This window comes from Flavobacterium piscis (assembly GCF_031457575.1).
Classification (GTDB): domain Bacteria; phylum Bacteroidota; class Bacteroidia; order Flavobacteriales; family Flavobacteriaceae; genus Flavobacterium; species Flavobacterium piscis_A.
Genome location: NZ_JAVDWQ010000010.1, coordinates 130,497 through 153,372, shown reverse-complemented (window position 1 = coordinate 153,372; position 22,876 = coordinate 130,497). Strand labels below are relative to the sequence as shown.

Below are 22,876 nucleotides of genomic sequence, written 5' to 3'. Positions count from 1 at the left end.
CACCAAAAACTACTCATAAAAAACTATAAATCTATTGTTAACAATCAAATATAATTGAAATGAAAAAAAAACTTAAGATACTATCATTTCTTCTATTGATAAATATCGGGGCATTTGCTCAAAAAGATGAAATTAAAAATGCCCAGTCTTATTATGATAAAGGAAAAGTGCAGGAGGCATTAACTATTTTAAAAAAAATAGAATATCTCATCATCAACGCATCGGATGATATAAAATCCGATTTCTTTTACCTGAAAGGAAATGTATACAAAGAGTTAGCTATTAAAAACATTGATCCTGCTAATAATTTTTCTTTGGCAGCTGGAGCATATCAGGATGTTCTTTTATATGAAAATGATTCTCATAATTATAAATACGCATTTAAGGCAAATTTAGCTTTAAAGGAGCTGAAGTCTAAACTGGTAGATGGTGCTCATGCTGATTATAAAGCAGGAAAATTCAAAGAAAGCGCAGATAAAAGTTATGAAGTTTATTTGTTTGATAAAAAAGATACTTTAAACTTATTAAATGCTGCTGCTGCTGCTTTAACCGGGAAGGATTATATCTCTTCAATTAAATATTATGAGGAACTAAAAAAAATAAACTATTCCGGAAAGGCAGTTGTTTTTTATGCTACTAATAAAAAAACAAAAACAGAAGAAGCATTTAGTTCTATAAGTGCCAGAGATTCAAATATTAAAGAAGGTCTTTATGAAAAACCCAGAAATGTATTTCCACCTTCTAAAAAAGAAGATATTTTAATTGCTTTAGGGTTTTCTTACTTAGAGAGAAATGACTATGTTAATTCGGAAAAGTATTACCAGGAAGCCTTACAAATAAATCCCAGTTGCGTAAACTGTTGTATCAACCTTGTTTATATTAAAATGCAATTAAAAAACGCATTGGTTGATCAAATGGATACATTGGGAAATACTCCAAAGGAAATGAAAGAATATGATAAATTAAATATTCAAAAGGATGAAATCATAAAAAGTGCAATTCCGTATCTTAAGAAAGCATTGGTTATTGAGCCAAAAAATGAAGATGCTGTAAAATCTCTTTTGGGAATTTATAGGGCGCTGGATATGACAAATGAATATAATGCCCTAAAAAGTAGCAGATAAAAAGATATTTTCTAAAGAGCATTAAAAAAAAGGGTTTGACTAAAAAGTCAAACCCTTTTTTTTTAATATAGCAAATAACTAAAAAACGGTTGGATACATCTTTTTGTTATTTAGTACTACAAAATGACAAATTCAATTGGTTTTTTTTCAGCTTACACGGTTAGTAAGACAATATCTTTTTTATCAAATTAAGTTTTAATTTTTTTAACCTTATTTAAACAGATTGTCCATTCCCGGAATCATTGGCATATCCATTTTGGCAACGGCATCCAATTCTCTTTCATTTACGCTGGTTGCTTTTTCAATAGCTTTATTCAGGGTTACAATTAAGTAATCTTCCAATTGTTCCTTATCTTCAAGTAAAGAGTCGTCAATCGAAATTGATTTCACTTTTCTGTTTGCAGTTAATGTCACTTTTAGCAATCCGTCTGCACTTTGTTCGTCAATTAAAACCGTATCTAAACGTTTTTTTGTATCTTCAATTTTTTGTTGGGTTTCTTTAAGTTTTCCCATCATTCCCATTAAATCCATTTTATCAGTTTTTAAATTGTTTTCAACAAAATTAGTGTATTACGGTTTATAATTAAAGTAATATTTTATGAAAAAATTAATTCTGTTCTGTTTACTATATGGTATTTTTGCCTCGTCTTATAAAAATTAATGTCCAATCAATGCAAAACAATATTGTTGCTCCAAAAGCGAAAGTAATTCCAAAAGTATTAAAAAAACATAAAGTAACCCGAACCGACAATTATTTTTGGTTAAACGACAGGGAAAACCCCGAGGTCATTGATTATCTGAATCAGGAAAATGATTATTATAAAAGGATGACCGAACATACTAAGAATTTTCAGGGATTTTTATTTGAAGAAATGAAAAGCAGAATCAAGGAAGATGATTCTTCAGTTCCTTATTTTTATAATGGCTATTATTATATTACCCGTTTTGAAACAGGGCAGGACTATCCTATATTTTCAAGAAAAAAAGGAAGCCTTACTGCTAATGAGGAAATTATGTTTAATTGCAATGAAATGGCAAAAGGACATTCTTACTTTAAGCTTGGCGGAATGAGTGTGAGTCCGGATAACAAATATGTGAGTTTTGGTCTTGATATAGTAGGAAGGAGAATTTATACCATACAGATTAAGAATTTGGAAACAGGAGAAATTCTGGGGGATAAAATTGAAAATGTTACCGGAGGTTCTGTTTGGGCCAATGACAACAATACTCTTTTTTATACAAAGCAAGATGAGATAACCTTACGTTCCGATAAGGTTTTCAGACATAAACTAAACACAGATTCAACGAATGATATACTGGTTTACGATGAAATCGATGATACTTTTAATGTTTCGATAAGCAAAGAAAAGTCCAGAAAATATATTGTAATTGGTTCAGGGAGTACACTCACGACAGAATATCGAATTTTAAATTCGGATAATCCTGATGGTGAGTTTGTGGTTTTTCAGCCTCGTGTTCGTGGATTGGAATACAGTATTTCGCATTATGAAGATCATTTTTACATTTTAACCAATAAAGACAAGGCGACCAATTTTAAATTGATGAAAACGCCTGAAAATGCCACAGGAAAGAAAAATTGGATTGATGTTATTCCGCATCGTGAAGATGTTTTACTGGAAGATATTGAGATTTTTAGAAACTATCTGGTTGTAGAAGAGCGTTCTAACGGATTGAATCATATTCGCATTATACCGTGGAATGATGAACCGGATTATTATTTGCCTTTTGGGAGCGAAACGTATAGTGCCTACACTACCACCAATATCAATTTTGATACAGACATTTTACGTTACGGTTATCAGTCATTGGCAACGCCTTCATCTGTGATTGATTTTAATATGAAAACCAAAACCAAAGAAATCTTAAAAGAACAGCAGGTTTTGGGAGGGAAATTTAATAAAGATAATTACGTTGAAGAACGTCTTTGGGCAACAGCCAGAGATGGAGTTAAAGTCCCTGTTTCAATGGTGTATCGTAAAGGGATGGAAAAAAACGGTAAAAATCCATTATTGCTGTATGCTTATGGATCTTATGGAGCCACTATGGATGCTTATTTTTCATCTACAAGACTTTCGTTGTTAGATCGCGGTTTTGTATATGCAATTGCCCATATTCGGGGAGGTGAGGACTTGGGAAGACAATGGTATGAAGACGGAAAACTGTTAAAAAAGAAAAATACCTTTACAGATTTCATTGATTGCTCTAAATTTGTAATAGACGCGAAATATACTTCTGCAGAACATTTGTATGCAGAAGGTGGTTCAGCAGGAGGCCTTTTAATGGGAGTTATCGTAAACGAAGCGCCTGAATTATATAATGGAGTTATTGCCCAGGTTCCTTTTGTTGATGTAGTTACCACTATGTTAGATGATAGTATACCCCTGACAACAGGAGAGTATGACGAATGGGGAAATCCAAATAATAAAAAGTATTATGATTATATGTTGTCTTATTCACCATATGACAACGTAAAAGCACAAAAATATCCTAACATGTATGTTTCCACTGGATTACACGATTCACAGGTACAATATTGGGAGCCAGCGAAATGGGTAGCCAAACTGAGAAATCTAAAAACAAATGATAATTTTTTGTTTCTGGATACCAATATGGATGCCGGACATGGCGGAGCTTCAGGTCGTTTTGAAGCTTTAAAAGACTTAGCAAAGGAATTTAGTTTTTTATTAGATTTAGAAAAAATTAAAAGCTAATTAGAAATTTTTTGTTAAATTTGCAACCTATCGGGGTTATTTAAAAATACCTTTGATTAACTATTTTTTTATGAAAGAAGAAATAAATGCTTATAATAATGTTTTAGAGTTAATAGGTAATACCCCACTTATTAAACTAAATAAAGTCACCGAAGGTTTAGAAGGAAATTTCTACGCAAAGGTAGAAGCTTTTAATCCGGGACATTCGTCAAAAGATAGGATAGCATTGTATATTATTGAGGAAGCGGAGAAAAAAGGGATTTTATCTCCTGGTGATACCATAATAGAAACTACTTCAGGTAATACAGGTTTTAGTTTAGCGATGGTAAGCATTATAAAAGGCTATAATTGTATTTTGGCAGTAAGTTCAAAATCATCAAAGGATAAAATTGACATGTTGAGAAGTTTAGGTGCAAAAGTATATGTTTGCCCTGCTCACGTTTCTGCAGATGATGAACGATCCTACTACAATGTTGCAAAACGTTTACACGAAGAAACAAAAGGATCAGTTTACATCAATCAGTATTTTAATCAATTAAATATTGATGCCCATTACAACACTACAGGTCCTGAAATCTGGGCCCAGACTAAAGGAAAAATCACTCATCTTGTTGCTTGCAGCGGTACTGGAGGAACAATTTCCGGAACAGCAAAATTCTTAAAAGAGCAAAACCCAAATATCAGAATTTTAGGAGTTGATGCATTTGGTTCCGTTTTAAAGAAATATCACGAAACAAAAGAGTTTGATAACAAGGAAATTTATCCTTACCGAATTGAAGGTTTAGGAAAAAATTTAATTCCATCAGCGACAGATTTTGATATTATTGATAAATTCATCAAGGTTACAGACGAAGAAAGCGCACATACAGCAAGAGAAATTACCAGAAAAGAAGGTTTGTTCGTTGGTTATACTTCAGGGGCTGTAATGCAGGCAATTAAACAATATGCCGAAGAAGGAGAGTTTACCAGTGAAAGTAATATTATTGCTATTTTTCCTGATCATGGATCCCGATATATGAGCAAAGTATTTAGTGATGACTGGATGAACGAACAAGGTTTCTTTGATAGTGTAAATGAGGAAGAAGTTCAAAAAATTGAATTCGTAAAGTAAACTTACTAATTTATATAAAACAAAAAACTCCAGATGAAAATCTGGAGTTTTTTGTTTTTATTATTTTGCTTTCGCTAAAAGCTCTATTATTTTTGCTCTTAATTCAGGCCCTCTTAAATCCTGTGCAACAATTTTTCCTGATGCATCAAGTATAAAGGTAGCCGGAATAGATTCTACATTATATTGCTTTGCAATAGGCTCATCCCAAAATTTTAAGTTAGAAACATGTGTCCAGCTTAATTTGTCTTTTGCAATGGCTTCTTTCCAGGCGCCTGCTTCTTTGTCTAATGAAACCCCAATGATATTTAAACCTTTTGAATGTAGTTCATTATAAATAGCTACAACATTTGGGTTTTCTTTTCGACAGGGACCGCACCATGAAGCCCAAAAATCAACGATTGTTACTTTTCCTAAGCTTTCTTTAAGCGAAACTACTTTTCCCTCCGGATTTGGAGCAGAAAAATCTGCTCTTCAGTTAGGGCTGCCAACCGCAGGAGCTGTTGCGCCTACTGCAGGCATTTTTGCTTGACCTAATTTTGTTTTGATTTCTTTACCAGGAGCACTATTTTTTAAAGACTCATCTAAAGAATTGTATAAAGCCTCTGCTTTTTTAATATCTGTACTTGGATCTCCTAACATACCCTGAATGATCAATGCTGAAATAAAAGATTTTGGATGAGATTCAGCATACGTTAAATATTTCTTTTTAGAATTTGCCTGAACTTCAGTTTGAATTTCCATGTATTGTTTCATCAAACCATTGATAACTGCAGTATCCTGAGCTTGTTGAGCTTGTTGCATTTTTTGAGTATTGTTTTTTTGAAAGTCAACTAAACTCTTTTGAGTTTTTGTCAGGTCTTCATTAAATTTTACAAACTCATCATTATTGTAAGTTCCTGAAATTTTAGATTTATGAATGCTGTCTTTGTCAACTTCAATTTTAATTTCACCTGTTTCTAAGATAAAAGGCACTGGTCCTTGTAAATCCTGTATGATTAATGTATGAAAAGCCGGCTCAGTTACTTTTCCTTTTATTTCAAATTTTCCGTTTTCAACTTTTACTGTATCAAGGGCTACTGTCATTTTTGTAGTTGGATCCTGACCTTGAAGAATTATCGTTTTTCCGTTTTCAATTCCTTTTGCTGTTCCTGTAATAAGGTATTCTCCGTCTTTAACTTTACTGCATGAAATTATCGCTACTGAAGCGGTAAGTAAAAAAAATATTTTTTTCATTATTTAAATTAATTAGTTAATTGATTTGTGCAACAAAAGTATTTAAAAATATAAAACATAAACAATTTTGTAACCTAAAATTTTGTTATAGTTTATTTTGATTCAACTTGCTTATTGATAATGTGTTATCTCTTAAGGTTGAATCGAAAAAAGTTAATTGTTTTTTTATTCAGAATTAAAACGAGCAATTTAATACTTTTTAAGCAAAAAAAAAGCATCCTGATATGAGAAATGCTTTTATAAATATTATGGATATGAACTATTCCTGATTTGTTTTCTTTCTCCAGGTAAAAGAGTTTAAAACGTGTCTTTTTGCAAATCGTCCAGGTGAATCAGCATTTACCATTTTAACATAAGTTGCTTTAGGAACACTGATGTATTCGTAAACACTTCCGTTAGAAAAATCTATAATTAAGCGACCTTCAACAAATTTATAATCTGTAATTGTTGCAGTAGCGATAGTTTCAGTATATTCAGGTAAATTTGCTTTAATCGTTTCAGGATTAATACTTACCAAAAAGTGATAAGCTTCAATAATAGCTTTACTTTTTTCCTCTGCAGCTTTCAAACCAGCCTCATCACCTTGGAATTTGTCAGGATGAGATTCTTTCATCGCATTACGATAAATGGTTTTTAAATCTTTTAATTCAGCAGTTTTGTCTACGTTTAGTAACTTGCGGTATTCAACTATTTTTTTCATAAATAAGGTAACTACTTGTCTATTAGTTTGAAATTGATATTAATTGATCAAAAAGACAAATTTTTTGCAAAGGTACACTTTTTTTTAACTTTTTACTTTTGATAGAAAAAATATTCAGGAAATATCTAAAATGTAGTTTTTTAGGAGCTATTTCCCGCTATATGTTGCAATCTTTCATGCCAAACCCCGGCATAAAAGAATTTCTAGGAAACACTTTTAATGAACTTATAACTGATATGGTTTTATAAGATATCTTGAAAAGCTGAAACCTGAAACAAAAGAAACCTGAAACAAAAAACTTATTCCTGTTCCGGCTTATTATTTGCCTTTGCAAAGTTTTTAGATTTTTTAGGATATTTATTATAACTGATGTCACTCGGATTTTCGATTACAGATTTAATAGTAATTAATTCACCAAGAGTAAAGTTTGAATGTGCCATTTTATAATCTAAAAGATATTCACCACAAAAATAATTGTTGTTTTCATCTTTTTCCATGATGCCGGTGTAAACTCCTTTTTGCAACATTTTTTCTTGTGAACCTTTAGTCATGACCTCATTATTTTAAAATTGAAGCCACAAAGTTAATCAATATATCGTTTGTTTAGGCAGTTCTTTACAATCTGAGTATATTTGCACATGCAAAAAAACTTTAAGCCACATCCTAATTCTTTCAAAAATACATTTTGTGTTTTTAGAGAAGTTTTGCCAGAAGCAATTGAAGGATTGAAAATTCAGTTTGAAAGCAAAGCAGGAAGCACTTATTATTACACCGAAGCAGGAATGTACAGGGGTTCTAATCATTGGGGAAGATTAGCCAACAGCAAATGGCGATTAGTGGCAATGGAACCGGAAACCTCCTCGAAAATCAAAATAGGTTTTGCAGCGTGGAATGAATTCTACCCCGATAATGCTGAAGAAAAATTATATTATATTGAAGCAGATTACGATAAGAACACCGTAACTTATCAGCACAAAAAGAATCCGTTGTACGATAAAAAAGCGATTCTTAGAACCAGTTTTGAGACCACGAAACGGATCAAACAAATCAGAAATTTGCAACAACTCACATCCTGGGCAAAATATTTTGATTATGATGATATTGCCGATTTGAGAAAACATATCATTGAAGAATTGATTTATACAGAGAAAACTTTAGACGAAATTAAAAGAGAAATATAAAATGGGACGCAACAACGAAAGAAACATAAAAAAACACAATGATAAACTTCACAAAGCTCAGGATAAAGCCAAGCAGGCTGTCATTGCCCGTAAAGAAAGGCTGAAGGAAATCGTAAAAAAATTCAACGAAAACAAAACTGAAGAAGACAAATAAAAAGAAATACAATATGAATACTAAGTTTGAAAGTTTAAAAGCGAGCGTACAGGAAATTATAGATTTAATTGCAGCGGAAGATAACAGGGAAGCAAATAATAAATTACTTGATGTAAGTGATGTATTAGATGAGATGTTAGATTTTGCTGAAGAAGACGAAGAGCTAAGGGAAATAAGCAGATATCAGGTTCTGTTAAACCAGTTACATGTAAAACTTAACGGGGAAGAGAAAGTTGATGGTGAGTAACAAATGCTATTGCGATACTGGTTTGTTGTATGGAAATTGCTGTGGATTATATCTTGAAAACAATCAGAAAGCACCAACAGCCTTAACTTTAATGCGTTCCAGATATTCGGCATATGCAACTCACAATGCTGATTATCTTTTAGAAACGACTTATGTTTCTGAAAGGCAATATTATTCTAAAGCCCAAATTTTAAAATGGGCAACAACAAATAAATGGCAAAAACTGGAAATTCTAAATTTTACAGAAAACACAGTTGAATTCAAAGCTTATTTTTTAGATGAAAGCCAAAAACCACAAATGCATTACGAATTTTCGACCTTTAGATTCGAAAATGGAGCATGGTTTTACGTTGATGGAAAGTTTGAATAATTGACAGGATTAGGGACTGATTGAACTTTTATATACAAATACTTTAACTAAAAATTAATAGACGTTTCGTTTTTCATAATTCTAAAAAAACGTAATTTTAAAATTATGAAAAACGAATTTAAAAAAGGTTTTTATTTTAAGTCGTACGAAGCCCCGTTTCAGTCTCCGTTTGAAAAACTTTTTGGAATTTTCAAAGAGTTAATTACCCACACTTCGGGTGATTTTGATGAAGCTATAGACTGGCTTCGGGAGTTGGATAAAGAATATAAACTGACCGATGGCAACTACACAATCGATGATTTTATCGAAGATTTAAAAAAGAAAGGTTATATAAAAGATGAGGTTAAGGAAGATGGCACGGGAGGTTTTGGAATTACTGCTAAAACAGAACGTGCGATTCGACAACAGGCTTTAGATCAAATTTTTGGTAATTTGAAACGTTCCGGAAACGGAAATCATAAAACCAAATATGCCGGAAATGGAGATGAACATACCGGAGAATTCCGTGAATTTAATTTTGGCGATGGTTTAGAGCGTATTTCATTGACAGAAAGTCTTAGAAATGCCCAAATCAATAATGGTACTGAAAGTTTCATGCTGACAGAGAATGATTTGGTTGTAGAAGAAACACAGTTCAAGGCCCAAATGAGTACTGTTTTGATGATTGATATTAGTCATAGTATGATTCTATACGGCGAAGACCGAATCACGCCTGCCAAAAAAGTGGCGATGGCATTGGCTGAATTAATCACTACCCGATATCCAAAAGATACACTTGATATTTTGGTTTTCGGAAACGATGCCTGGACAATTCCGATAAAAGATTTACCTTATTTACAGGTTGGACCCTATCATACTAATACGGTTGCAGGATTGCAATTAGCAATGGATATCTTACGCAGAAAACGAAATACCAACAAACAAATTTTTATGATTACCGATGGGAAACCAAGCTGCGTGCGTGAACGAGACGGTTCGTATTATATGAACAGTAACGGACTCGATGAATATATCGTGGACAAATGTTATACGCAGGCACAGCAAGCCAGAAAATTACACATCCCGATTACCACTTTTATGATTGCAAACGATCCGTATTTACAACGTTTTGTCAATCATTTTACCGAGGCCAATCAGGGAAAAGCATTTTATACCGGACTAAAAGGTTTGGGCGAAATGATTTTTGAGGATTATGAAACGAATAGGAAAAAGAGAGTACGTTAATCAGGTTCAAAGTTGCAAAGGTTCAGAGGGACAAAGGTTTTACTGAGAAGCGCACAGCAGCGTTTAACATAATCCAAAATATAAAAAGTAAACAAATTGAATTTTAAATCATTTAATCTTTCAATTTTTAAATCATCAAAATGGAAATAAAAAATATAAATACACTCGGTCAATTAAAGGCTTCAGGATATAAAAGTATAAGCATCAAAGACGAATTGCGAAATAATCTTCGTGAGAAAATTAAATCGGGACAACCTGTTTTTGAAGGGGTGCACGGTTTCGAAAATACTGTGATCCCAGAATTAGAACGTGCTATTTTATCTCGACATAATATCAATTTATTAGGGCTTCGTGGTCAGGCAAAAACACGATTGGCGCGTAAAATGGTGGAATTACTGGATGAATATATCCCGTTTGTAACGGGTTCTGAAATTAATGACGATCCAATGAACCCAATTTCTCGTTTTGCCAAAGATTTAATTGCTGAAAGAGAGGATGAAACACCAATTTCGTGGTTGCACAGAAACGAACGTTTCTTCGAAAAATTAGCAACCCCGGATGTTACCGTAGCCGATTTAATTGGAGATGTAGACCCGATAAAAGCAGCCAATTTAAAACTATCGTACGCTGATGATCGTGTGATTCATTTCGGAATGATTCCGAGAGCTAACCGTTCTATATTTGTTATCAACGAATTACCTGACTTACAAGCGAGAATTCAGGTTGCTTTATTTAATATTCTGCAGGAAGGCGATATCCAGATTAGAGGTTTCAAATTAAGAATGCCTCTCGATATGCAATTTATTTTTACAGCTAATCCGGAAGATTATACCAATAGAGGGAGCATTGTTACACCATTAAAAGACAGAATCGGTTCTCAGATTCTAACACATTACCCTGAAAGTGTTGCCATTGCCAGAACCATTACAGAACAAGAAGCAAAATTAGACGAAACGCAAACCGATATTGTTTATGTTCCGGGTTTAGCCAAAGATATTTTGGAACAAATCAGTTTTGAAGCACGTGATAGCGAATACATCGATAACAAAAGCGGTGTGAGTGCCAGAATGAGTATTACGGCTTTTGAAAACTTGATAAGTACTGCTGAACGAAGAGCACTAAAAGCAGGAATTGAGCAAACAACATTACGTTTGTCAGATTTTATCGGAATTATTCCGGCAATTACAGGAAAAGTGGAATTAGTATATGAAGGAGAGCAGGAGGGAGCCGCTGTTGTTGCCCAGAATTTAATTGGTTCTGCAATCAGAACTTTATTTTCTGATTTCTTTCCTAAAATTGAAAAATTAGAAAAACCAGGTGAAAAAACGCCCTATTCTGATTTGATTGAATGGTTTTTTGCAGAAAGCGGTTTCGAATTATTAGATGATGCTTTGGATGCGGAATATCAACAAATTTTAGATGAAGTAACTCCTTTGGATGTTTTATTAAGAAAATACCAGCCTCAATTAAATAAAAAGGATCAGTATTTTATGAAAGAATTTATTTTGTGGGCATTGGTAGAATATAAAAAATTAAGCAAAGACCGTTTTGCAACTGGGCATCAGTTTAAAGATATGTACGGAAGTTATATTAGTAAATTGTAACAATAATTTTTATTTTATCAGGAACCCAACAAACTTAAAATTTGTTGGGTTCTATTTGTTTAAAAATAAAGCTATTACCAGTTTTATTTACTCTACCTTGCTTCGTTGACTGTATTTGCAGTTTTCCCCAATTAAAATGGAAGATGGTTTTGAAGATTTAATAGCAAGTTATATAGAAAATAAAGTAGGCATTTCAGAACATTTTTTAAGTGCAGAATTAGCTAATAATCTAAAACAAAATTTGTTGAATTTAAATGAAAATAGTTTCCTGTTAGCTGCAGGAATTGGCAACTCAGAGAAACTTTCTTACGATGGTGCTATTAGAAGCGATTCTATTTATTGGCTCGACAAAAAACATAACAGTGTTTTCGAAAATGAGTTTTTTGCTAAAATTGAGGCTTTCATTATATATTTAAACGAAAGTTGTTATGCCGGAATTACAAGTTATGAATTTCATTATTCCTTATATGAAAAAGGAGATTTTTATCTGAAACATTTAGATCAGTTTAAAAATAATTCAAGCCGGAAATATTCTATGATTAGCTATCTTAACAGCAATTGGCAGGAAGAAGACGGAGGGGAACTGATGATTTACCAAACAGACAGTAATCAAAAAATTGCGCCTACTCAAGGAAAAACAGTTTTCTTTAAAAGCAACGAATTGGTTCATGAAGTTCTGGTTACTCAAAATACCAGAATGAGTATTACGGGCTGGCTTAAAATTGATTAGTTGGTTTTTGGGAATCATTCCTGTGGTTATTTTTTCTTCATAATTAAATCATAATTCTTGCAGATGTAATTTGTATTATCAATCCAATTCTTATTTTTGTTGATAATACATTTATTATGAAACTACTCATAGTTGAAGATGAACCTAATCTTTTGTCCATTTTACGAAAAGGATTAGCAGAAAATAATAACGAGGTAAGTGTGGCTCTTGACGGAATAACTGCCTTGGAAATGCTTCAGGATTATACTTTTGATGTTGTGGTTTTGGATGTGATGCTCCCCGATATAAACGGTATTGAAATTTGCAGAAGATTGCGTGCAGGAAAGAATTTTGTCCCTGTTTTGCTTCTAACGGCTCTTGGAACTTCTGAAAATATTGTAACAGGACTTAACGCAGGAGCTGATGATTATCTGGTAAAACCTTTTAAATTTGGTGAACTTGAAGCAAGACTAAACGCTTTATACCGAAGAGCACATCAGGATGTAGAAAAAATAGACACCATCACAATCAGTGATTTAGAAATTAATGGACGGGCCAAAACTGTAAAAAGAGAAGATAAATCTATTGTTCTGACTGCCAAAGAGTTTAAGTTACTTTACTATTTGGCTAAAAATAGAGGGCATATAGTTTCTCGCGACCAGATTTTAGATAATGTATGGGATATTAATTTTGATATGAACACCAACGTAGTAGATGTTTATATTAACTATCTAAGAAAAAAAATTGACAAACCTTTTTCGACTAAACTTATCCATACAATCAAGGGATTAGGCTACGTTATAAAATCATAAAAATGAATATTAGAAAAAAAATTACATTCACTTATGTTGCTCTTTCCACATTTAGTACTTTACTTTTATGTATTATCGTTTTTATTTTATTTAGATCCAATAATCAATATTATTTTTTAAAACGTTTAGAGGACAGAGCTAAAATTGTAGCTTCAATTCATTTTCAAAAAGATCCTGAAAAAATCAGGTATTACAGAGAACTTAAAAAAAACGGACTTGAAGAGCTTATAGAGGAAGAAGAATTTGTTCTTAAAATAAAGAGTGCGAGTAGTTTTGAATATAATACGAACTTAAATTTGCCAAGCGAGTTTTATACAAAAATTCTAAGTACAGGAAAAAACTTTTTTGAAATTGATAATAAATATTATTTCGGGCAGGTTTTTGAGGAAAATAATCAAAAATATATTGTAATTATTGGAGCGAGGGACAGGAAAGGAAGTACCACTACAATTTATATTGTAAAAATCATGTTGTTTGGTGGTATTGGATTTGTCTTGTTGGCATTTTTTTTAGGGCGTCTTTTGGCAATAAGCGTTATCAACCCGGTATCAAGAATTACCAAAGAAGTAAATAGGATTAGTGCTTCTAATCTTCATAACAGATTGCCGGAACTTAAAAATTCAGATGAAATCTCAGATTTAACGGCAACTTTTAATGACATGTTAGATCGATTAGAAACTTCTTTTGAAATTCAGGCTAATTTTATTAATAATGCTTCTCATGAATTAAAAACTCCAATAACTACTATTATTGCCGAGTCTGAAATCATGCTTCTCAAGGAAAGGGAAGTGACGGAGTACATTCAGTCTCTGGAAAATATTTACAGTCAGGCTTCAAGATTAGGAAATTTAACTGAAAGTTTATTAAAATTGACTCAAACAGGTTACGATGGTAAAAAACAGGTTTTAGATATTGCCAGAATTGATGAATTGCTTTTAGATGTTAAATCGGATATCGATAAAATATTTCCTGATAACCGTGTAAGCGTCAAACTTAATTTTGCACCTAAAGATTCTAATTTACTTTTAATTCCGTGCAATAAACCTTTATTGGAACTGGCAATTAACAACATTATTACCAATGGTGTAAAATATTCAGATAACAATGAAGTTTTTGTAATGCTTACAGCCAATCAGGAATTAATTAAAATTTCTATAAATGATATAGGAATTGGCATTCCGCCTGAAGATATTCCACATTTATACGAACCATTTTTTAGGGGCAAAATTGCGGCAAAATATATCGGTTATGGTTTAGGGCTCCCATTAGCTTCTAAAATTATAAGAATGCACGACGGTGAGATACAAGTACAATCCGAACAAAATAAAGGAACTATTGTAACTATTATTTTTAAGAAAAACACATCCAAAAAAACCAACATTAAAATTTCTAATATTAATTCTTAGGAAATTCTAATTTAATATTAAGACCATACTAATGTAAGGAGACTTATTTTGTATGTATAAACAAAACATTTATACTTATGAAAAATTTCCTTATACCTACTACTTTAAAAGAAGATACAATCTGTGCTGTAAAATCTGCTATTAATCAGGCAAAAAAATCTGATTGTGAGATTGTCTTAATGATGGTTTCTGAAACACCGGATACTTTTTCCTCTTCTCAATTTTTACGCCAAATGAGGGCCGGACTTACCTCAAGTCAGGAAGAAGTTCTTGAAGTGTGTCGATATATTATCGGCAGTACTGCTAATTGTAAAATAAAAGTACATAACCAGTTTGGGCTTTCATCACCAATCTTTAAAGGGATTATTGATGCTTTTGATATAAAATTGGTTATTCTTACGCATTCTTATAAACAAGAAACAAAGCGAATTCATCAATATTTGGTAAAATTAGCCGGAAATCAAAAATGCCCTATTTTGCATTTAGGAATTGAGCAAATAAAGGACAATTTTAATAAAGCGCTTTACATAGAAAATACAACGGCGAACATGCATGTTAAGGATGTACAGCATTTTTTAAACCAAAATTTTTCATTTGAAATTGTAAGCCAGACTAAAAACTTTCAAAACGTCGAAGAGTTTACTCCTTATCTAAAGGAAGCTATATCAAAGTATGATATTGATTTGTTGGTTGAAACTCGTAAAGGGGAAAAGATAAAATTCATAAAAACAAAAAAACAAAATAGTAATGAGGGATTAGGGCTTCCAGTCCTGTCGCTTTACGAAGAATTAGTGTAACCAATCCACTTAAAATAAATTTAATTTAAACCGATTAAATATGCTGTTAAAGAAAAGAATTCCAATGAAGTACGTTCTCGGCAAAATTAAAGTTGAGATTGCCCTTGTAATGGCTTATACTATAGTGTTTGAAATTTTTCACCATTATTTCATCAATGTTTCCGTTGATATTCCTATAGCTATTCCAACAATGGTTGGGACAATTATATCTTTATTATTGGCCTTCAAATCGAATCAGGCTTACGACAGATGGTGGGAAGCTAGAATAATTTGGGGATCTATTGTAAATGAATCAAGAACTTTGATCAGACAAGTACTAACATTTTATAAAGACCCTGATTTTTCTGTTGAGGCCAATGATTTCAAAGAAAATTTTACTAAAAGACAAATTGCCTGGTGTTATAGTTTAGGACAGGCTTTGCGTAATAAAGACGCTATAAAACCAATTAAAAACTTCATAACTGAAGAAGAATTGAATTTTGTAAAAAATCATCAAAATGTTCCGAATGCTATATTATTACTGCATGCCAGAGATCTTAGAATTGCAAGAAAAGACAAACGTTTTAACACTTACCAACAAGTAGAAATTGATAATACGTTAACAAGATTATGTGATGCAATGGGGAGATGTGAGCGTATTAAAAACACCATTTTTCCAACAACATATAGTATGTATATCAGAATGACTTTGTGTTTGTTTATTATTTTATTGCCTTTTGGGCTAATTAGTTTGTTAAGCTGGTTTGCTATTCCATTAATTACAATTATCGGAGGTACATTCTTTTTAATTGAAAAAATGGCAATTCATTTACAGGACCCTTTCGAAAACAGACCAACCGATACACCTGTAACCACTATTTCGAATGCAATCGAAAAGAATTTAATGCAGATGCTAAATGAGTATCAGGTTGAATTTGATATTATTAAAGAATTTGATCTTAAACCTGAAGCTAAAAATGTAAAAAGTAATGAATATTTTGTTTTGTAATTAATTTAGCTTCTTTAATTGTAAACCAGACAATCCATTTATTTGTATTGTCTGGTTTTTTTTGTCCCGAATATGGTTTACAACTATGTACTTTATTGCATTTTTCTATAGCTTCTAAAAAATATTAGCCACAAATTTTCACAAATTAATTAGTGCTGATTCGGGTAATTGTGGCTAATAAATAGTTTTGCCCAAAGTTTGAATCGATTGCCGTAATTCATTTGTCCACGATAAACCAAAACTCAATCGCATACTATTCGAAAATTGATTTTTGAAAAAAGAAAATTCGACCTGAACCATACTTCTTACTAATATATTTTGTAGCGAAATAATAAAAAGAGGCTGTTTTTGTTTTATTTTTTTTGGAAATTTGCCCCGCAGAGAAAAAAGCATTTCATGAAAACTACAAAATATTACATAGCCGCAATTTCAGCCTATATTATTTGGGGATTTTTTAGCCTTGTGCTGAAACCAATTCATGAATATGCTTCCCTGGATATTTTATTTTATCGTGTGTTTAGTTGTAGTTTTCTTATGTTGCTTATTGTTTTTATTTTTAAAAGAAAAAGATTAACTGAAACTATAGAGGTTTTTAAAGCTTTACCTCCTTCTAAAAAAAAGAAAAATATTTTGCTCAACATTGGTGGAAGCTTCTTTTTGATTGCAAATTGGTTTACATTTATTTATGTAATGAATCATATTAGCGTAAAGGCAACTTCTCTGGCGTATTTGGTTTGCCCTATTTTAACCACTTTATTAGCCTGTTTGATTTTGCATGAAAAACTAAGAAAAACACAATGGTTAGCAGTGGGATTAAGTGTTTTAGGATGTTTACTGTTGTCTTATGCAGATATTATGGATATGTTTTTTAGCATAATTATAGGAATTACTTATGCCTATTATTTAGTAAGCCAGCGTGTGAATAAAGTTTTTGATACGTTTATTGTACTTACTTTTCATATCACTTTGGCTGCATTGATTTTGCTGCCTTTTTATCCGGCTTATAGCGGACCGGTGCCAACGGACTTTAAATTTTATTTTTGTATTGAAACTATTGCAGTTTTATTTACGATTATTCCATTGTTTTTAAACCTATATGCGCTTTCAGGAATTAATTCTTCAACGGTTGGGATGTTGTTGAATATTAACCCAATGATAGCTTTTTTACTGGCTAATTTTGTTTATAAAGAAAAAATAAGCTCATTGCAGATTATAGCCTACAGTATTATTTTTATAGCGGTTTTAGTTTTTAATGCACATCATCTTTTTGCGATGAAACAAAAAAGGATGCTATTTGTTAAAAATTAATAATAAAGATTATATTGAGTTTCGGTTATTCGAAATAATATTAAAACGCTATTTTTACATTAAAAAATAGATATGTTGTTTCTTGTTTTAAGTATTATTTGCAGTGTTGCAGTAGGAGTGATTTTTAAAATAACCCGAAGTTATAACTGTAATCCATTTCAAATTATTGCTTTTAATTATGTAGTGGCAATAGCACTGTGTTATTTCATATTCAGTCCAAATATTAATGAAATTGATTCAAAGGCCCCCTGGAATATTTATCTGGCTATTGGTATTTTGTTACCAGTTGTTTTTCAATTTCTAATACTGTCAATAAAGCATATGGGGATTGTAAAAACAGATGCTGCACAGCGCCTGTCACTTTTTATTCCAATTTTGGCAGCCTGGTTTGTTTTTAATGAGGATTTTAATTTGTATAAAATCATTGGATTAATCATTGGATTTGTGGCATTATTGTTAATCCTCAATAAACCATCAGCAAACACTCAGTCTAAATGGATTTTTCCTGCTATTGTTTTAATAGGCTTTGGGATCATAGACGTCCTCTTTAAACTAATTGCGCTTTACACAGCGTTGCCTTACACAACTTCTTTATTTATAGTTTTTGATATTGCATTAGCAGTCAGTCTGTTTGTTGTTGTTTACGAAAGTGCAATAAAAAAAGTTAGGTTAGAGTATAAAAATTTTCTTTTTGGTATTTTGGTAGGTATTTTCAATTTTGGAAATATTTTGTTTTATCTAAAAGCACATAAAGCATTTTCTGAAAATCCATCTACCGTTTTTGCAGGTATGAATATGGGAGTAATTATACTGGGAACTTTTGTGGGAGTGTTTTTTTTCAAAGAAAAGTTATCCAAGATTAACTTAGCAGGGCTCTTTTTTGCTTTAATTGCTATCGTTTTTATAGTTATTTCACAGTTTTATATATTTTGATTATTTTAAAAATGTTAATATTCTGTTTCTTCTAGATAATATTTGAGAAGCCATCTAATTATACACGGCTATAATCGCCTTTCCAATGTATGATAGCTTTTTTTATAGCTTCACCAGTAAGATTTTCACTAAGAGCACGGTCAATAAGCGATAAAAATTCACCATCAGATGCAAATCGTAAAGCAAACAACTGATCATCGGTAAATTTATATTCAATTGTTTCAAATCTATTTCCTGACAGAACAAAATAGCGATACCGCAGTTCAGTTTTTACTATTCTGTTTTGTAAAGTCATAGCATAATGTTGGCGAAGCATAAAAGCCAGACAAAATAAAAATATAAAAATGACACTTATAAATACCCATATCAATTTATCATCTGAAGTACAGGCAAAATAAATACTGCCGACTAAAAAGAGTATAAGAATTGGATAGTATAAAAAATGATGAGGGGGATAAAATCGAATATGATTTCTGAAATTTTGAGCTTTCATAATTCTTTTTTGAGGTTAAATAAATTTTAAAACCATTTCAGGAAAACTTTATAACAGCTATTATTTTGATGAATATGATAGTTGCCATAAAGTCAAATATACTTATTAAATAAGCATCTCTTCCTTTAAAGAATGTTAATTTGTTATAGCAAATGATTTATAATTATTTGAAGAATTAATCTTTAAGATAAAAAAAATGGAGCTTTAAAACTCCATTTTTTATTGGTCTCAGAATAGTTTAAAATTATGTAATTTAGTGTATTTTGCTTTAGCTTATAAAAAATTAGCTACAAATTAATTAGTGCTAATTTTTGTAATTTGTGCCTATAAATAGGTGGTTACAACTTTGCAGGCTTTCAGTCAGCTAACCAAATCTATGTACTTCAGTCCCGGTGGTTTAGTTAATTATATGAATTAAAGCAAAGCTTTTAAGATTTTATAAGGTTGTTTTTTATAGCATATTTTACTAATCCTATTGTGTTTTTAGTCTGTAATTTTTTCATAATATTTTTACGATGTGTTTCGACTGTATTAGTGCTGATAAAAAGCTGCTCACTGATTTCTTTTCCACTGTATTCAAGTGATATTAAAGTTACAATTTCTAATTCACGACCCGTTAAAATAGAGTTTACAGGAAAAATAGATTTATTTAATTTTGGATTGTTTTCTGTAAAAGTGTTAAAAATTTTCTCTCTCACTGAGTTACAAAAATATTCTTCACCCTGGCTAACAACCTCAATGGCTTCAATTATATTTTCTCCGGCGCATTTTTTTGTCAAATAACCGCTTGCCCCAAGCTTCATAACTTCTTTTATGATTTTTAAATCGTCATAGCTGGATAAAATTATAACTTTACAAGGGTACCCTTTTTTACTAAATTCTTTTAAGACTTCTATACCGTCTTTTTCAGGCATACTAAGATCAAGTACTAAAATATGGGCATTATTAGTTACAACTTCATCAAAAATGTTTAAACCATTTGATGATGATCCGACTATTTCGAAATCAGAAACAGTACTTAATAGGTTCGTCAATCCATCAATAAGTACAAGATGGTCATCGGCAAGATGTATTCGTATTTTTTGTATCATAAACATTCATGGAATAGCAATTGTAAAATTATGGAAAAACAACTTATAAACATTTATAATTTTACTTAATTTATGTAATTTTTAATAAATAACGTGATATTTAATACAAAAAAACCCGAATTATACAATTCGGGTTCTCTTCGCGCAATAAACTAAGTTTATAGGTCTATCTCAGACGATCCACAGATTTTACAAGATCTTCATCCTTTTTGATGGCCTTATTAGCTAAAACTAATAATACGATAGCAACAATAGGTAGAAACATCCCAATACCTTTCTCTGAAACAGAAACTGTTTCTCCAGATAAATTTAGTGACCGGTAAACAAATAATCCTAATAAAATTAAATTTAATATGATATTCAGCCTGCCCATAACAAACTGATTTTGTCTTTTTTTGTATGAAATAATGCTAATTACAGTAAGCATAGTACTCAAACCTAATAAAATTGTGTAAACCTGATCCTGCATAAAATAAAAAGCTTTACCATCGTTTAATGTCCAAAGCGGAACAAAAAACAGCAAAACACCAGTAACCAAAAAGGTAAGCAGCAAATATATAGTCTGAATTCGTTGTATCATGGTCTAAAATTGTTTTACAAAAATATATTTTCTTTTTTATAAATACTATTGTATGATTAAATTTTATTCGTATTATTGCATCATAATACCGTAAGCACTTCATACTGCGGTCGATTCAAAATAATTATCTACCTATTCTTTTTACAGTATTCCTTAAAATAATTAAATTCATAGAACATTCATGTTTGATATTTCTGCATTAAAAGAAATGAAGCTTTCTGAGCTTCAAGAAATAGCTAAGTTAGCTAAAACTATAAAGTTTAATGGTGTCAAAAAAGAGACTTTAATAAGTCAGATTTTAGCACATCAGGAGACTAGTAATGTCCCGGCTGCCGTTACTCAAACAGCAGATGATGATAAACCTAAAAGAGCCAGAATAGTTCCTGCAAAAAAAGTAGCCATTTCAAAAAATACTCCTGTTTTAGAATTTGATAATGTAGAGGAAACTCCTGAAAAGACTGAAACTGCAGTAGTTGCAAAACAAAATTCAAAAGCGAAACAAAATTCAAAGGCTGAGGAAACTCTAAAAGTTCAGGAAACACCGGAGAATCCTGCGGTTGAGAAAAAAGAAGCTAAAATCGTAAAATTTAATAAATCAGCTTACGAGAAAAAAATGGCTTTGCAAAAAGAAAAAGAAGCTGATTCGGAGGAAACATCAGAGCCAGAAGCAACTCCTGATGCGGCTGTAACAGCTGAAAAATCGGAACTCATTGCTCCGATAAAAAAGATAAATCCGAATCAAAATAAAAGCAATCCAAATCAAAATCCCAACCAAAACCCAAATCAAAACGGGAATGGAAATGTAAACGGAAACCAAAACCCAAGCCATAAAAATAAAAAGAGTAATTTCAGGGATTCAGATTTTGAATTTGACGGAATTATAGAAAGCGAAGGCGTTCTTGAAATGATGCCGGATGGATACGGATTCTTGCGTTCATCAGATTATAATTATTTAGCCTCTCCGGATGATATTTATTTATCAACTTCACAAATCCGATTATTCGGTCTTAAAACCGGAGATACTGTAAAAGGAGTGGTTCGTCCCCCGAAAGAAGGTGAGAAGTTTTTCCCTTTGGTCCGTGTACTTAAAATCAATGGTCACGATCCGCAAGTAGTTCGTGACAGAGTTTCTTTCGAACACTTAACCCCGGTTTTCCCTTCTGAAAAATTTAAATTAGCCGAAAAAGGAAGTTCAGTTTCAACACGTATTATTGATTTATTTTCTCCAATAGGAAAAGGACAGCGTGGTATGATTGTAGCACAACCTAAAACGGGTAAAACAATGCTGTTGAAAGACATTGCCAATGCAATTGCTGCCAACCATCCTGAAGTTTACTTAATTGTTCTTTTGATTGATGAGCGGCCTGAGGAGGTTACAGACATGCAAAGAAGTGTTCGTGGGGAAGTTATTGCCTCAACCTTTGACAGAGAACCACAGGAGCACGTAAAAATTGCCAATATTGTACTGGAAAAAGCAAAACGTTTGGTAGAATGCGGACATGATGTGGTTATTCTTTTAGATTCGATTACACGTTTGGCAAGAGCTTACAATACAGTACAGCCGGCATCAGGAAAAGTTTTGAGTGGTGGTGTTGATGCCAATGCATTACAAAAACCAAAACGCTTTTTTGGAGCTGCACGAAATGTAGAAAATGGTGGCTCGTTAAGCATCATTGCAACAGCATTAACTGAAACAGGTTCTAAAATGGATGAGGTTATCTTTGAAGAATTTAAAGGAACAGGTAACATGGAACTTCAATTGGATCGTAAAATTGCGAACAAACGTATTTTTCCTGCGATCGATCTTACTTCATCTAGTACGCGTCGTGACGACTTGTTATTGGACGAAAAAACACTACAAAGAATGTGGATTATGCGTAAATATCTTTCTGATATGAACCCGGTAGAATCTATGGATTTTGTAAATGAGCGTTTTAAGAAAACCAGAAATAACGAAGAGTTTTTGATTTCTATGAATGACTAAAAGAAGGTAGAAAGGCTCAAAGGTGCAAAGGGGCTGAGTTTTTTATCTTTGAGATTAAACATATATTACATAAAAAAGGATGAGTTTTACTCATC

24 protein-coding genes and 1 pseudogene are annotated in these 22,876 nt (G+C 32.0%); 17 read left to right on the top strand and 8 right to left on the bottom strand.

Translation table 11 applies throughout. The features are described from left to right. Positions 1 to 59: 59 nt before the first annotated feature. A complete protein-coding gene (locus J2W48_RS15185; protein ID WP_310282488.1) occupies positions 60 to 1,124 on the top strand; it encodes a tetratricopeptide repeat protein in 1,065 nt (354 codons plus the stop codon). Between the two features lie 210 nt (positions 1,125 to 1,334). On the opposite strand, the gene J2W48_RS15180 is transcribed toward J2W48_RS15185, so the two are convergent. Continuing rightward, positions 1,335 to 1,655 carry a YbaB/EbfC family nucleoid-associated protein gene (locus tag J2W48_RS15180; RefSeq protein WP_029269321.1) on the bottom strand — a complete coding sequence of 107 codons (321 nt, stop codon included), beginning with the start codon at positions 1,653 to 1,655 and terminating at the stop codon, positions 1,335 to 1,337. A 140-nt stretch (positions 1,656 to 1,795) separates the two neighbouring features. Between J2W48_RS15180 and J2W48_RS15175 the strand changes: the two genes are divergently transcribed. Beyond that, a complete protein-coding gene (locus J2W48_RS15175; protein WP_310282487.1) occupies positions 1,796 to 3,856 on the top strand; it encodes a S9 family peptidase in 2,061 nt (686 codons plus the stop codon). Between the two features lie 70 nt (positions 3,857 to 3,926). Then, a complete protein-coding gene (gene capA / locus J2W48_RS15170; RefSeq protein ID WP_310282485.1) occupies positions 3,927 to 4,967 on the top strand; it encodes a cysteate synthase in 1,041 nt (346 codons plus the stop codon). A 60-nt stretch (positions 4,968 to 5,027) separates the two neighbouring features. On the opposite strand, the pseudogene J2W48_RS23130 reads toward capA, so the two are convergent. From J2W48_RS23130 to J2W48_RS15155, 4 genes and pseudogenes are all read right to left on the bottom strand, one after another. Then, positions 5,028 to 5,420 (bottom strand): annotated as a pseudogene (locus tag J2W48_RS23130) (peroxiredoxin family protein); the annotation flags it as partial. Between the two features lie 18 nt (positions 5,421 to 5,438). After that, positions 5,439 to 6,200, bottom strand: a complete 762-nt coding sequence (locus J2W48_RS15165) for a DUF4369 domain-containing protein (protein ID WP_310282484.1) — start codon at positions 6,198 to 6,200, stop codon at positions 5,439 to 5,441. Positions 6,201 to 6,459: 259 nt separating this feature from the next. Continuing rightward, positions 6,460 to 6,900, bottom strand: coding sequence for a KTSC domain-containing protein (locus J2W48_RS15160; RefSeq protein ID WP_310282483.1), 441 nt, complete (start codon positions 6,898 to 6,900; stop codon positions 6,460 to 6,462). Between the two features lie 299 nt (positions 6,901 to 7,199). Beyond that, on the bottom strand, positions 7,200 to 7,451 hold the full coding sequence (locus tag J2W48_RS15155) for a hypothetical protein (protein ID WP_310282482.1): 252 nt from the start codon (positions 7,449 to 7,451) through the stop codon (positions 7,200 to 7,202). Positions 7,452 to 7,538: 87 nt separating this feature from the next. Between J2W48_RS15155 and J2W48_RS15150 the strand changes: the two genes are divergently transcribed. The 13 genes from J2W48_RS15150 to J2W48_RS15090 all read left to right on the top strand — a co-directional run bounded on the left by J2W48_RS15150 (position 7,539) and on the right by J2W48_RS15090 (position 18,633). After that, positions 7,539 to 8,081, top strand: coding sequence for a hypothetical protein (locus J2W48_RS15150; protein WP_310282481.1), 543 nt, complete (start codon positions 7,539 to 7,541; stop codon positions 8,079 to 8,081). Between the two features lies 1 nt (position 8,082). After that, on the top strand, positions 8,083 to 8,235 hold the full coding sequence (locus tag J2W48_RS15145) for a hypothetical protein (protein ID WP_310282480.1): 153 nt from the start codon (positions 8,083 to 8,085) through the stop codon (positions 8,233 to 8,235). Positions 8,236 to 8,248: 13 nt separating this feature from the next. Continuing rightward, on the top strand, positions 8,249 to 8,482 hold the full coding sequence (locus J2W48_RS15140; protein WP_310282479.1) for a hypothetical protein: 234 nt from the start codon (positions 8,249 to 8,251) through the stop codon (positions 8,480 to 8,482). Further along, positions 8,472 to 8,852 (top strand): YchJ family protein, encoded by a 381-nt coding sequence (locus tag J2W48_RS15135; RefSeq protein WP_310282478.1) that lies wholly within the window; start codon positions 8,472 to 8,474, stop codon positions 8,850 to 8,852. Before J2W48_RS15140 ends, J2W48_RS15135 begins: the two co-directional genes overlap by 11 nt. A 105-nt stretch (positions 8,853 to 8,957) precedes the next feature. Then, on the top strand, positions 8,958 to 10,076 hold the full coding sequence (locus J2W48_RS15130) for a vWA domain-containing protein (protein WP_310282477.1): 1,119 nt from the start codon (positions 8,958 to 8,960) through the stop codon (positions 10,074 to 10,076). A 140-nt stretch (positions 10,077 to 10,216) separates the two neighbouring features. Then, positions 10,217 to 11,680 (top strand): AAA family ATPase, encoded by a 1,464-nt coding sequence (locus J2W48_RS15125; protein ID WP_310282476.1) that lies wholly within the window; start codon positions 10,217 to 10,219, stop codon positions 11,678 to 11,680. Positions 11,681 to 11,816: 136 nt separating this feature from the next. Continuing rightward, entirely contained in the window at positions 11,817 to 12,410 is a 594-nt protein-coding gene (locus J2W48_RS15120) for a 2OG-Fe(II) oxygenase (RefSeq protein WP_310282475.1), read from the top strand. A 116-nt stretch (positions 12,411 to 12,526) separates the two neighbouring features. Beyond that, positions 12,527 to 13,201, top strand: coding sequence for a response regulator transcription factor (locus J2W48_RS15115; RefSeq protein ID WP_310282474.1), 675 nt, complete (start codon positions 12,527 to 12,529; stop codon positions 13,199 to 13,201). Between the two features lie 2 nt (positions 13,202 to 13,203). Continuing rightward, positions 13,204 to 14,607 carry a HAMP domain-containing sensor histidine kinase gene (locus tag J2W48_RS15110; RefSeq protein WP_310282473.1) on the top strand — a complete coding sequence of 468 codons (1,404 nt, stop codon included), beginning with the start codon at positions 13,204 to 13,206 and terminating at the stop codon, positions 14,605 to 14,607. A gap of 77 nt (positions 14,608 to 14,684) precedes the next feature. Further along, complete coding sequence (locus tag J2W48_RS15105; RefSeq protein WP_310282472.1) at positions 14,685 to 15,404, top strand: adenine nucleotide alpha hydrolase family protein; 720 nt, start codon at positions 14,685 to 14,687, stop codon at positions 15,402 to 15,404. A 64-nt stretch (positions 15,405 to 15,468) separates the two neighbouring features. Beyond that, the gene (locus tag J2W48_RS15100; protein ID WP_409025180.1) at positions 15,469 to 16,392 is read left to right on the top strand and encodes a bestrophin family protein; all 924 of its coding nucleotides are present in this window, start codon (positions 15,469 to 15,471) and stop codon (positions 16,390 to 16,392) included. A 396-nt stretch (positions 16,393 to 16,788) separates the two neighbouring features. Then, entirely contained in the window at positions 16,789 to 17,700 is a 912-nt protein-coding gene (locus J2W48_RS15095) for an EamA family transporter (RefSeq protein ID WP_310282470.1), read from the top strand. Between the two features lie 72 nt (positions 17,701 to 17,772). Continuing rightward, entirely contained in the window at positions 17,773 to 18,633 is an 861-nt protein-coding gene (locus tag J2W48_RS15090) for an EamA family transporter (protein WP_310282469.1), read from the top strand. Between the two features lie 58 nt (positions 18,634 to 18,691). On the opposite strand, the gene J2W48_RS15085 is transcribed toward J2W48_RS15090, so the two are convergent. The 3 genes from J2W48_RS15085 to J2W48_RS15075 all read right to left on the bottom strand — a co-directional run bounded on the left by J2W48_RS15085 (position 18,692) and on the right by J2W48_RS15075 (position 20,797). After that, positions 18,692 to 19,126: a DUF6526 family protein gene (locus J2W48_RS15085; RefSeq protein ID WP_310282468.1), complete on the bottom strand. Its 435-nt coding sequence runs from the start codon at positions 19,124 to 19,126 to the stop codon at positions 18,692 to 18,694. Between the two features lie 428 nt (positions 19,127 to 19,554). Continuing rightward, positions 19,555 to 20,217: a response regulator transcription factor gene (locus J2W48_RS15080; protein ID WP_310282467.1), complete on the bottom strand. Its 663-nt coding sequence runs from the start codon at positions 20,215 to 20,217 to the stop codon at positions 19,555 to 19,557. 166 nt (positions 20,218 to 20,383) lie between these two features. Beyond that, positions 20,384 to 20,797, bottom strand: a complete 414-nt coding sequence (locus tag J2W48_RS15075) for a DUF4293 domain-containing protein (protein WP_310282466.1) — start codon at positions 20,795 to 20,797, stop codon at positions 20,384 to 20,386. Between the two features lie 181 nt (positions 20,798 to 20,978). On the opposite strand from J2W48_RS15075, the gene rho reads away from it, so the two are divergent. Continuing rightward, positions 20,979 to 22,781: a transcription termination factor Rho gene (gene rho, locus J2W48_RS15070; RefSeq protein ID WP_310282465.1), complete on the top strand. Its 1,803-nt coding sequence runs from the start codon at positions 20,979 to 20,981 to the stop codon at positions 22,779 to 22,781. Positions 22,782 to 22,876 lie beyond the last annotated feature (95 nt).